11 protein-coding genes and 1 pseudogene are annotated in these 11586 nt (G+C 48.4%); all 12 read left to right on the forward strand.

Annotation, left to right across the window (positions count from 1 at the left end):
- Window positions 1-37: 37 nt before the first annotated feature.
- Window positions 38-1846, forward strand: coding sequence for a cytochrome c oxidase subunit I (gene ctaD, locus NNL21_RS11455; RefSeq protein WP_373567562.1), 1809 nt, complete (start codon window positions 38-40; stop codon window positions 1844-1846).
- On the forward strand, window positions 1843-2463 hold the full coding sequence (locus tag NNL21_RS11460; RefSeq protein ID WP_204820904.1) for a cytochrome (ubi)quinol oxidase subunit III: 621 nt from the start codon (window positions 1843-1845) through the stop codon (window positions 2461-2463). The genes ctaD and NNL21_RS11460 overlap by 4 nt, the downstream gene beginning before the upstream one ends.
- 3 nt (window positions 2464-2466) lie before the next feature.
- Window positions 2467-2784, forward strand: a complete 318-nt coding sequence (locus NNL21_RS11465) for a cytochrome C oxidase subunit IV family protein (protein WP_204820905.1) — start codon at window positions 2467-2469, stop codon at window positions 2782-2784.
- Window positions 2785-2929: 145 nt separating this feature from the next.
- The gene (gene ctaG, locus NNL21_RS11470; RefSeq protein WP_309145321.1) at window positions 2930-3844 is read left to right on the forward strand and encodes a cytochrome c oxidase assembly factor CtaG; all 915 of its coding nucleotides are present in this window, start codon (window positions 2930-2932) and stop codon (window positions 3842-3844) included.
- 295 nt (window positions 3845-4139) lie between these two features.
- Window positions 4140-5099 (forward strand): hypothetical protein, encoded by a 960-nt coding sequence (locus tag NNL21_RS11475; protein WP_204820906.1) that lies wholly within the window; start codon window positions 4140-4142, stop codon window positions 5097-5099.
- Window positions 5100-5129: 30 nt separating this feature from the next.
- Window positions 5130-5720, forward strand: coding sequence for a uridine kinase family protein (locus NNL21_RS11480; protein ID WP_204820907.1), 591 nt, complete (start codon window positions 5130-5132; stop codon window positions 5718-5720).
- A gap of 218 nt (window positions 5721-5938) precedes the next feature.
- Entirely contained in the window at window positions 5939-6667 is a 729-nt protein-coding gene (locus NNL21_RS11485) for a hypothetical protein (protein WP_204820908.1), read from the forward strand.
- A 72-nt stretch (window positions 6668-6739) separates the two neighbouring features.
- Window positions 6740-7153: a GntR family transcriptional regulator gene (locus NNL21_RS11490; RefSeq protein WP_204820909.1), complete on the forward strand. Its 414-nt coding sequence runs from the start codon at window positions 6740-6742 to the stop codon at window positions 7151-7153.
- 6 nt (window positions 7154-7159) lie between these two features.
- Window positions 7160-8065: an ABC transporter ATP-binding protein gene (locus NNL21_RS11495; protein WP_204820910.1), complete on the forward strand. Its 906-nt coding sequence runs from the start codon at window positions 7160-7162 to the stop codon at window positions 8063-8065.
- A gap of 22 nt (window positions 8066-8087) precedes the next feature.
- Window positions 8088-8990: an ABC transporter ATP-binding protein gene (locus NNL21_RS11500; protein WP_204820911.1), complete on the forward strand. Its 903-nt coding sequence runs from the start codon at window positions 8088-8090 to the stop codon at window positions 8988-8990.
- Window positions 8983-10320, forward strand: coding sequence for an ABC transporter permease (locus NNL21_RS11505; protein WP_204820912.1), 1338 nt, complete (start codon window positions 8983-8985; stop codon window positions 10318-10320). Before NNL21_RS11500 ends, NNL21_RS11505 begins: the two co-directional genes overlap by 8 nt.
- 527 nt (window positions 10321-10847) lie before the next feature.
- Window positions 10848-11444 (forward strand): annotated as a pseudogene (locus tag NNL21_RS36750) (3-keto-alpha-glucoside-1,2-lyase-like domain-containing protein); the annotation flags it as partial.
- Window positions 11445-11586 lie beyond the last annotated feature (142 nt).

Genomic DNA, 11586 nt, shown 5'->3' on the forward strand with positions numbered 1-11586 from the left:
GGGTCATGCACACGAGGTTAAACGGTATCGCGGCCTAATGGACTGGCTGACGACTGTTGACCATAAAAAAATCGGCATTCTATACTTGATTGCGGGAGGCTTCTTCTTCCTTATCGGCGGGCTTGAAGCCATCTTGATTAGGGTTCAACTATGGAAGCCACTGAATGATTTTGTTAGCGCGAATACATACAATGAGCTGCTAACAATGCACGGAACGACCATGATTTTCCTAGCTGCCATGCCATTGCTGTTCGCATTGATGAATGCGGTAATTCCACTGCAAATCGGCGCGCGGGACGTTGCTTTCCCGTTCTTGAACTCACTGGGCTTCTGGACATTCTTCTTTGGAGGCGTGCTCCTTAACATCAGTTGGTTCGCAGGAGGGGCACCTGATGCGGGTTGGACGTCATACGTACCGCTCGCAGGTTCGACGTATAGTGAAGGGCATGGTGTAGATTATTATGTTATTGGCCTTCAGATCGCCGGTATAGGTACATTAATCGGCGGTATCAACTTCCTGGCTACCATTATTAACATGCGTGCTCCTGGCATGAGCTTCATGCGGATGCCGATGTTTACTTGGACAATTTTCATTACATCAGCATTGATTCTTTTCGCTTTCCCAGCTCTTACTGTAGGTTTGGTCGCATTGATGTTCGACCGACTGTTTGATGCCAATTTCTTTAATCCTGATAACGGCGGTAATACCGTTTTGTGGGAGCATATCTTCTGGATCTTCGGACACCCTGAAGTGTATATTCTCATCTTGCCGGCATTCGGCGTCATCTCTGAGGTTATTAGTACATTCTCTCGTAAACGGCTATTCGGTTACAGCTCGATGGTGTTTGCAACCGTGCTGATCGGATTCCTGGGCTTCATGGTTTGGGCGCATCACATGTTCACAACGGGACTTGGTCCGGTTGCGAACGCGCTATTCTCCATCGCGACTATGTTGATTGCGGTACCGACCGGTATCAAGATCTTTAACTGGTTGTTTACGATGTGGGGCGGATCTATTCGCTTCACGTCAGCGAATCTGTTCGCAGTCGGTTTCGTACCAACGTTCGTTATGGGTGGCGTTACCGGGGTTATGCTCGCGTCCGCACCTGCAGACTTTCAATACCATGATTCGTACTTCGTTGTCGCTCACTTCCACTATGTAATCGTGGGTGGCTTGGTACTCGGCATATTCGCAGGCCTGTTCTACTGGTGGCCGAAGATGTTCGGCCGTGTGCTGAACGAAACGCTTGGTAAGATTTGCTTCTGGTTATTCTTTATCGGGTTCCATCTGACGTTCTTCGTACAGCATTTCCTGGGCTTGATGGGGATGCCGCGTCGTATCTATACGTATTTGGATGGTCTCGGATTCAATAACATGAACTTGATCAGTACGGTAGGCGCAATTCTTATGGGCCTCGGTACGATCGCATTCCTAATTAACGTTGTGGTTACATCGATGAAGCCGCGGAATGCTTCCAACGATCCTTGGGAAGATGGCCGTACACTGGAATGGACGATCCCTTCTCCAGCTCCAGAATACAACTTTGCACAAACACCACTGGTACGTGGTTATGACGCATTCTGGAAAGAAAAGATGGAAGGCAAGAATGCCATGACGCCAGCTGAGCCTCTTGGCCCGATTCATATGCCATCACCTTCGATTCTTCCGTTAATTATGTCGATTGGTTTGTTCATTAACGGTTTTGGCTTGATGTATCATCAATACCTGGTTGCCGGACTTGGCCTAGCCATTACGTTCGGATGTATGGTTGTTCGCTCGATCAAGGATGATCATGGTTTCCATATCGAGCCGGATGAGCTGCATGACAAGGGGGTAAAAGCATGAGCGCACATTCACATGTAGACGGCCAATTGCCGCATGAGCCAGAGAAAGCAACTCTTGAAGGCCGTAATAAAGTGCTTGCCTTCTGGTTGTTCCTTGGCGGTGAAACGGTATTGTTCGGAACGCTGTTCTCTGCGTTTCTTGCCCTTCGTCATCAAGTGGGTGACGGTAATCCAACATCACAAGAATTGTTTCAGCTGCCGCTCGTAGCTGCTGCGACATTCATATTGCTGACATCGAGCTTAACAAGTGTATTCGCAATTCAAGCGATGCATAATAATAAAGTGAAAGCCATGATTAATTGGCTAATCGTGACCGTTATTCTTGGCGCAGGCTTCTTGGGACTTGAAATTTATGAGTTCTATCACTATGTGCATGAAGGCCACGGCTTCACAACGAGCGCATTCAGTTCTTCGTTCTACACGCTCGTCGGTTTCCACGGCGCGCACGTCGCGTTCGGGGTTCTCTGGATTGGGCTGTTGATCGCTCAAGTATTTAAAAAAGGTCTTAATACAGTAACAGCGCCGAAAATTTATGTCGCCGGTATGTACTGGCACTTTATTGACGTCGTGTGGGTTTTCATCTTCACCGTCGTATATTTGATGGGAAAGGTGGGCTAATGAATGTCAAATCAACATTCGACTGTAGAAGAGCATGGCAGACCTCGCAAGCATGAAGGTCCTAAGAAGCACATTGTTGCGTTTATCTTCTCGATCCTGCTTACCGTTATCGCGTTTGCAACGGTAGCCTCAGGTGAAATAAACGAAACGTTTACGTACCTGGTGCTGGTCGGTATGGCCTTGCTGCAAGTGTTTATCCAAATGGCGTTCTGGATGCATATGAAGGACCGCGGTCATATGTTCGCTATTGTCGGTATTCTAACGGGTGTATTCGTTGCTTTCACATGTGTCCTTATGGCTGAGTATTGGGTTTGGTGGTAAGCAACACGAATTGAAGAGAGGGAGGTCCTTGTTGACCCCCTCTTTTGTTGTAAATGACGGCATCTAGAGTAATTTTCTTCAAATAGAAATATCAGAGAAGTGTATGGAAACCGACACTTTCTGATTGTTAAGAAAGGGGTGTTCCATGATGCTTGGTTTAGAATATTTCAGCTTTGAAGAGCTATGGAGCCCATTGTTCTTCTTCTTTATGGCAGCGCTTGTGATTCTGTACTTTTACTTGATCGGCCCATGGAAGGAAAAGCACTTTCCTGACGAGCCTCAAGTAACGAGGCTGCAGAAGAGTGTGTTCGTCTTAGGGATGGTACTATACTATTTCGCTCAAGGCGGGCCGCTTGAGCTGCTCGGTCATTTGATGTTCTCCTTTCATATGACCAATATGTCGCTGTCCTATCTGATCGTACCGCCGCTGATTCTATACGGTATTCCCTCTTATCTATGGCGAAAGATTTTTGGTCATTCATTCTGGAGCAGGCTGAGCATCTTTATGCATCCGATTCTGACGCTGGTGCTGTTTAATATGCTCTTCTCGATTTATCATGTGCCTGTCGTCCATGATTACGTGATGACCCATTTCTCCATTCATCGGGTTTACTATGCCGCTCTGCTCCTCTCTTCGTTCATGATGTGGTGGCAAATCGTTGTGCCGGTACCGGAATGGAGCCGTCTGGCCGATGTGAAGAAGATGGCATACATCTTCGCTAACGGACTGCTGCTAACGCCGGCCTGTGCGCTCATAATCTTTGCTGGTGCGCCTTTGTATGCAACCTACAGTGATCCTCAGATATGGGCGCAAGCCATGGGCTATTGTGTATCGGGAGATCCAAGTGCTCTTCTTGCGAGCTTCAATGGTCCATCTTTCTTCAGTCTGATGAAGCCGGTCGAGGACCAACAGACAGGCGGAATCGTGATGAAGCTGGTTCAAGAAGTGATGTATGGGGGGATTCTGTTGTATGTCTTCAAAGCTTGGTATAAACGGGAGCACGCAGACGATGAGCTTCCCAATTCTGGAGCGCCGGATCCAGCGGGTGCAAGCAGTTAGTTAGTCGTGTCCGAAGAATAGAGATGAGCAAAGAGGCTGAACCTTGCGGTTCTGCCTCTTTTGCATTCGCATGAACAGTCCAAAATATGGTATTCTTAAATCATCCATAGGAGCACTGGCGTGGCCGTAATCATTCACATCGTGAAGCTCTTAGCTGCTTATTTAATCGATTATGTATCGTGAATAATGTTGAAGAAATAAGTAGTTGTCCTATCCGTCCAATAGGTGCATGCGGTTAGAGGAAGGATCATCCCTTCATAAATCATAATAAAATAGCATAGTGGAGGGATCATCAATGCGTAAAGGTTGGATCCTATTATTGTTGATTACGGTGGTTGCGGCTCTTATAGGCGGCTGCTCCAAAGACAATACAAAGAAAGATCCCTCTTCAGGGACGAACAATGAGCAACAAGCGCAAGATTCTATTTCGAATACGACTGAATCAACGCCTGATGACGAGCCGCAGGCAAATAACGGCTTAGAGTCCGGGGCAAACCAGCTGTTGGACATGACCGTAATTCAAAGCGGAACATTCGGATTTGCTGATCAAACCGGTAAACGAATTCTGGCTTCAGTTGAGGAGAGTGACCGCGGCCAGCTGGAATCGATGCATACGGCGATCGGTAATTCGGGACAAGTAGTTACCGTCCGGTACGTAAGCAGTCAGGAGGCTGGAGAGAATGACAATGGCCGGCAAACTGCGCAAAATTTCGATAATCAAGCTGGAGAATTATTTGAGGTTCAAGATGGGACAGCTAAGCCGAACGAGACGTATTTCCTCATTAGTGGGGCTGAATTAAACCAGAAGGCACTTCTTCCGGTTACGGACAGCAGAGAAGATCAGGTCCCAGTAGACGATTCCGTGAAAGAGGAAATGAAAAAGAGCAAAAATCGCGACGTCCAGAATGTATGGCAGGTAGCGGTAATTGGCGAGGGGCAGCCGATCTATCTGGTTCAATTCGAGCGTCAAGGTGACGAAATGCTGGCAAGCTTAGCGATAAAGACCGAGAAGGGACTCGTATTCCAAGACTATCCAGCCAAGTATGACGAGAATTCAACCTGGCGGGTTGATGATGGGGGCTTAGTATCGCCAGAGATGTTCAGCTTTCTATTCGCGGCGAAGACCGCTGATGGATTGTTAATTGGGGTCAAATGGATGGGCGCGGAGGGAGAGAATGTATCGTTCTTGTCACAGAGCGGAAATACGTTCCATGAGCTCGATAAGCAGTATGGGCGCTACATGTCGCCAATCTGATCATTATTATGAGAGAAGGTTGTCTTGTTCATGAATCATCGCATTCGTAATCCGCTTGTAATTGGCATTGGGGGCGGCACTGGCAGCGGCAAGACGACGCTGACGGACCGTCTGGAAGCTGATCTTCATATGTTCAATGTCAGGGTCCTTCATACGGATCGTTATTACGTGCGAAATCGCCCGAAGGGCGTTGCTCCGATCTCGGGCAAAGAATACGAGGATTTCAATCATCCGGCTGCAGTCGATCTGACCCGAATCATAGCTGACCTGACACGCATTGCCAATGATGGGGAGACAGAGGTCGTTATTATCGAAGGCTTCTTGGTGCTTCACTTTGCGATGCTAAGAGAATGGACGGACTTAAAGCTGTATGTGGAATGTCAATCGGATGAGAGACTGGCCCGGCGTATTCAACGGTTCTCGCAGCAGGGCTACAATTACGAGGAGATCGTGACGGAATACCTCGACTTTGTCAGGTACCGTCATGATGAGTTCGTGGAACCGACCAAATGGTACGCAGACTTGATTGTGAATGGTTCCGGTTCGATGGAAACCGGCTACCGGATGCTGTTTAAGATGATCCAGCAGGAGCTGCAGGAACGCAAGGCGCTGCGTTTTTGAAACCGATGTTAATGGATAACATCCATGAAGTCCTTCACGTTAATGAGCGTGAGGGACTTTTTTCGTCTTTAGGAATTAACGAGCCTCGCCGTTATGGACGGAGCTGTCTAATTCTTTTTTATACAATATTTATGAAATGTTGGTTGACACTTAGTTAATCGTGTGATTATACTGTATATAAAGATATACACAGTATGATGACTGGGGAGGAACAAGAAATGACGAGCTGGCAGGGGGCTTGGCGGCTGTACCAGCATGAGATACGCCATTCGTGGGTAGGCATAATTCTATCAATCGTATTCTTCGCGTACATAGCAATTGTCTCGTCACCGATATTCTCGGAGTTTTTCGCGGAGCGGAATGATCCGAAGCAAGCTTGGATGTGGCTCGTTGATTTTCTATATCTGACAATTCTGCCGAACATGGGGTTTATTATGAACCGGGTCATGTTCCGTTATTGGCAGAATGATCCCTACACACGCAAGATTGCCTACTGGCGGACGCTGCCGATTGGACTTGTAACTATCGTAATTGCCCGGATGATTCAATTGGTTACGACATTATTGGTCGTAGGAGCCTTCTATTTTATACTCCAATACGTTCTCGTGAGTGATTTGCGTGAAACCTTGAATCTAGGTCAATATATCCTTTTTGCAGGTTTTTGGTTCGGTTATTCGTGGACAATGAGTTCTGCTTACATGTATTTCGAACAAGCCTATAACGGAAAAGTATACTTAATTATTTGCTTCTGTTTCATTGTCGTATACATTCTCATTATTCTGGCATGCTGGTGGGGCGACTTCCAGCCGGTTCGAGAATCGTTGGGGTTGGCACAGAACAATAATCCGATCGGGGCGATTGTTATGGTGTTGATCGGCGCTGCCACGATGCTAGCCTCCGGCCATATAATTCGGAAGAGGCTGGAAACACGAACCTTGATGAATTGATTAGCAGCAGCGGAAGGCACTGATCGGATTAAGACAGTTAGATGTCAAGAGCGAAGAAGGTGTACGTGCACGGTGTGGATACCAATACAGATTAATGAGCAAAGCGCAGAGCCGTTATACCATCAAATCGAGGTTCAACTCCGTGCACTGATCGTGAGCGGACAGCTGGCAGAGGGAACGCTTCTCCCGTCGATCCGAGAGCTGGCCCAATCCGTCAAGTGCAGTGTCATTACAATCCGACGGGTATACCAGGATTTGGAGAATGAGGGTTTGCTCCGAACACGTCAGGGAACCGGAACATTCGTGGCGAAGGTGGGGGATGCAATGAGAGACCTTCATCGCCGCAGCGCCGTTATCGAGGCGCTTGAATCGGCGGTTGATGCCGGGCTGCGCGTGCAATGCTCGGATGACGAAATGATGGAAATCTTGCGGGATGTACTGCAGCGGAAACGAGCTGCAAGCAGCAATCCAGGGGGAGGAGCTTAGAGAGATATGGAGCCCATGGTTATAGAAGTACGAGGCGTGCTGCAGAAACGAAAGCATTTTCAGCTAGGGCCAATTGATCTGCAAATTCCTCAAGGCTACGTGACCGCGATTGTCGGTCCGAACGGATCAGGTAAGAGTTCCTTATTCCGCTTGATGCTTGATCTGGCGAAACCGGATGCGGGTGAAATTGAACTGTTCGGGGAGCGAGTCGGCAGCGGCGATGACACAATGATGAAGCAGCGTATTGGTTATGTACCGGAGCAAGCGATTGATGTCGAAGACAGCTTGCGGGCGGACCAGAAGGCAGCGTTCATCAGCCAGTGGTATCCCAGCTGGGATCTTAATCGCTATCAAGAGCTGCTGCGACGCTTTGAGGTCGATACTTCATTGAAGCTAGGACGGATGTCCAAAGGGATGCGCCGCAAGTTCGATCTTGCGATTGCGATGGCTCATAACCCGGATCTGCTGCTGCTCGATGAGCCGTCTTCCGGACTCGATCCGATCGCATGGAAAACGATGATCGACGCCATCCATCGTTACATGGAGCGCGGCGACCGAACGGTGCTGATGGCCTCGCATATTATCGATGAGGTGAAACGGCTGGCAGACTACATCGTCTTTATCGTCCACGGCCGGGTGCTGGGCATGTATGAGAAGGATGCGCTTCTCGAATCATGGTATTCCTTCTACATCGACACAGGCGAAGGCGCCGTGAATTGGAAGGCTATGCCTGGATATCGAAGTGCGGAGCCGAACGGCGGCAGCATGTATAAAGTGATCACAAGTGAAGCCCTAGAAGCAGAGAGATGGTGCACGGCGTCCGGTGTACACATAACGGGCAAACAGAAGCTGGAGCTTGACGATATTCTGACCGCACTTATCGAGCAGGAAAGATTGCGAATTCGATCTTAAATAGAGAGAAGGAATGTTTACCATGAATCCATTAAAGGTAGAGAAAATTTTCAAGCAGTATGGCGATAAGACAGCAGTGAACGGCATTAGCTTCGAGGTAGGAGAAGGTGAAATCTACGGACTGCTGGGCGGCAACGGTGCAGGCAAAACAACAACGATGCGTATGGTTCTGGGTCTGATCTATCCCGACGGCGGCACGATTACCTATCACGGCAAGCCGTACACCGTCGAGCAGCTGAGGGGGCTTGGTTACCTTCCGGAGGAACGCGGGCTGTATCCGAAGGTCAAGGTCAGTGATCAGATCAACTACTTGGCTCAGCTTCGCGGCATGTCTCGCAAAGATTCCGACCGCAGCCTGAAGCGCTGGCTGGACCGGTTCGGCGTGCCGGAGTATTACAATAAGAAGGTCGAAGAGCTGTCCAAAGGGAATCAACAGAAGATTCAATTCATCGCATCCGTCATTCATGAACCGAAGATCATCATTATGGACGAAGCCTTCAGCGGGCTCGACCCCGTTAATGTGGAGCTTTTGAAATCAACGGTGAAGGAGCTGCGTGACGGAGGTACAAGCATCTTGTTCTCAACACACCGGATGGAGCATGTCGAGGAGCTGTGCCGCAATATCACGATTCTGCACAAATCGAACCCGGTCCTGCAGGGTAATTTGAAGGCGATCAAGAAGCAGTTTCCACGCGAACGCGTTATGCTTGGCACGGGTGGGGATGTGTCCGGACTGGAGTCCATCCAAGGCGTAACGAAGGTCATTCGGCATGAGAACGGCTATGAGCTGTTCATCGACCGCGAGGAAGCCGGTCGGCCGATCCTGGAGCTGGCCATGTCGCAGACGGATATTCAACACTTCGAAGTCTTGGAGCCAACGCTCAATGAAATCTTTATTAAAACGGTAGGTGAGAGCCATGAATAATAATTTTTGGACAGTCGTCGGTTTTACGATCCGCAACAAATTCAGAGGGAAAGCATTTCTCATTACGACCTTAATTATTGCAGTCATCATTAGTATCGGTATTAATCTTCCGTATATTATTTCGCAGTTCAGCAGCGGTGAGGACGAACCGACCTCGATCGGTTATGTGGAGACCAAGGAAGACCTGACGAGCTCGACGATGTTTAACGGCGTTCATATTGCGGCTATGCTGAATGAACATTATAGTACGCAAGAGAAGGCGGAGCTGAAGCTCGTGCCATTCGCGGATACGGGATCGGCTGACAGCAACGAGAAGGAGCTCAAGAAGGCGATCGTTAACGGCAAGATTGACGGGTATATCGAATTCAAAGCCAATGCCGAAGTCGGATTCCCGGATGTGATCTACAAGTCTGAGAAGCTAATGGAAGGCAGTGTGACGCAATCCTTACAAACTGGGTTGGCTGCCGTTAAGTCGAAGGGTGTTCTGCAGGATGCGGGTCTGAGTGCGGAACAAACCAAGCTGTTGATGTCGCCGGTGGACATCGATGCCGTTCAGATTACGACATCCGAAGGCGCCGGCTCGATCGGCCAAGGCAAGACGCCATCCCAGCAGGCCATGGATATGGGCTTGGTCTATGTCATCATTATTCTACTGTTCATGGCCATTATGATTACGGGCCAGCTGATCGCAAGTGAAATTACGGCAGAGAAAAGCTCCCGCGTGATGGAGATTCTAATCACGAGTGTCTCGCCGCTCAAGAGTATGTTTGGCAAAATCTTTGGCATGTTCATCGTAGGTCTGACTCAAATCGTCGCTTATGTAGCAGTCATTGTCATCAACATGACGCTGCCGCATAATGCGGAGCCGCTGGCGGAGCTGAACATCCGGTTTAGCGATATCGATCCGTTCGTGCTCATATACGCACTGATCTTCTATCTGGCCGGTTACTTCTTGTTCGCGACGCTGTTCGCGGCGGTTGGATCGATCGTCAGCCGTACCGAGGATCTCGGTCAAGCGGTGCTTCCGATTACGATGCTCTCGCTGGCCGGTTTCTACATCTGCATGTTCGGCGGCTTGTCCAATCCGGATTCGATGCTGATTAAAGTATCTTCGTTCATCCCGCTGTTCTCGCCATATGCGATGGTCGTTCGTCTGGGTCTGTCCGATCCGCCGCTGTGGCAAGTATGGGCATCGATTATTATCCTGCTCGTCACGATCTATGTTGCAGGCTGGATATCCGCCCGTATCTACCGCGCTGGTGTCCTGATGTACGGCAAACGCCCGTCCTTTAAGGAACTGCGTAAAGCGATGAAGGCATATAAGGTTTAAGAGGTTGCTTTGTCAGTTGTGTGGTGTCATAAATTTTGAGAAATAATTAAGAATTAATGAGAATAAAATTTCAGTATTAATGAGAAATGAATAATTATACACTGATATACAGTTGTTGTTAATCTTGAAAGTTCCTCAGCTGATAGAAAAAAGCTTGAAATCCTGTGAATAGCGAGCATTCATGAGAAAACTGAATCGTACTGAGGGAGTTCAATAAACAACTGACGGCAGCCGGTCATACGATCGGCTGCCGTTTATTATTTACACTGTCTACTTGACGGGGTGCAGTTCACGCGGCAGCTGCTCCCTATTTTTATTAAGCTAAAGGTCAGTGGAGTCATTAGCTTCTTCAAAAGTTGAAGCAAAAATGCCACTAAAACACATAACAGTTCCAATGATAAGTACATGTTAATGGAGCTGACGGGGTGATAGGATAATGATGTTATGAGGGGTATCCAATCACAAGGGGGGTTATTAAAGTGAAAAAAGTGATCCGGAATCGAGTTTTCCTAGTTGTGATGATTGTTATGCTGTTGACGACGAGCTGGCCAACGGGAACGAATATTTCATATGCCCAAGCAGATGAAAGCTCGATTTTCTTTGACAATTTTGAAGATAATCATGCTACGGCCTGGACTCCTGAAAGCGGAACCTGGGCTACAGTCGATAGTCCGGGAGGAATTTTATTTTCTGATGAATTCGAGAATGGAAGTGCTGTAGGGTGGACTAATAATGGGGGTGAGTGGTCCAGCGTACAAGGCGAATCGTCTAATGTCTATCAACAGAGTTCCAGTAACGGGGGAGCAGAGCTACTTGCAGGGAGCGATGCTTGGACGGATTATTCCTTTGAAGCGGATGTGAAGCTAATCAGCGGCGCGGGAGCGATGCTGGAGTTTCGGCATCAGGATAATCAACACTTTTACTATTTGTACATGAGTGAATCGTATATCAGGTTGATGAAACAGAACGGCAGCGCTCAAGAGTGGTTGAAGGCATATGATGGTCCTTCTCTTGATGTCTCAAGGTTTGTGCATATGAAAATCGATGTCATAGGGAATCAAATCCGTGTATATAGAGATGGTGATCTGGTTATAGAGACTACGGACGATACCGGTTATTTCTCATCCGGTAAGGTAGCGATCGCCTCATGGGCCACATCGGCGCAATTCGATCATGTTGCCGTGACTGATCTGTCCGTTAATCGAGTTTATTCGCAGACGGATACCAGCGGCGGTATTTCCCATACAGGCAATAGCGCTTGGGCTG

Source organism: Paenibacillus mendelii (genome assembly GCF_024498075.1).
GTDB classification, from domain to species: domain Bacteria; phylum Bacillota; class Bacilli; order Paenibacillales; family Paenibacillaceae; genus Paenibacillus_Z; species Paenibacillus_Z mendelii.

Bases quoted from the DNA above. Each gene is read 5' to 3' on its own strand.
- NNL21_RS11460 (WP_204820904.1), top strand. From the start codon at position 1,843: ATGAGCGCACATTCACATGTAGACGGCCAATTGCCGCATGAGCCAGAG.
- NNL21_RS11465 (WP_204820905.1), top strand. From the start codon at position 2,467: ATGTCAAATCAACATTCGACTGTAGAAGAGCATGGCAGACCTCGCAAG.
- NNL21_RS11485 (WP_204820908.1), top strand. From the start codon at position 5,939: ATGACGAGCTGGCAGGGGGCTTGGCGGCTGTACCAGCATGAGATACGC.
- NNL21_RS11505 (WP_204820912.1), top strand. From the start codon at position 8,983: ATGAATAATAATTTTTGGACAGTCGTCGGTTTTACGATCCGCAACAAA.
- ctaG (WP_309145321.1), top strand. From the start codon at position 2,930: ATGATGCTTGGTTTAGAATATTTCAGCTTTGAAGAGCTATGGAGCCCA.
- NNL21_RS11475 (WP_204820906.1), top strand. From the start codon at position 4,140: ATGCGTAAAGGTTGGATCCTATTATTGTTGATTACGGTGGTTGCGGCT.
- NNL21_RS11500 (WP_204820911.1), top strand. From the start codon at position 8,088: ATGAATCCATTAAAGGTAGAGAAAATTTTCAAGCAGTATGGCGATAAG.
- ctaD (WP_373567562.1), top strand. From the start codon at position 38: ATGGACTGGCTGACGACTGTTGACCATAAAAAAATCGGCATTCTATAC.
- NNL21_RS11495 (WP_204820910.1), top strand. From the start codon at position 7,160: ATGGAGCCCATGGTTATAGAAGTACGAGGCGTGCTGCAGAAACGAAAG.
- NNL21_RS11480 (WP_204820907.1), top strand. From the start codon at position 5,130: ATGAATCATCGCATTCGTAATCCGCTTGTAATTGGCATTGGGGGCGGC.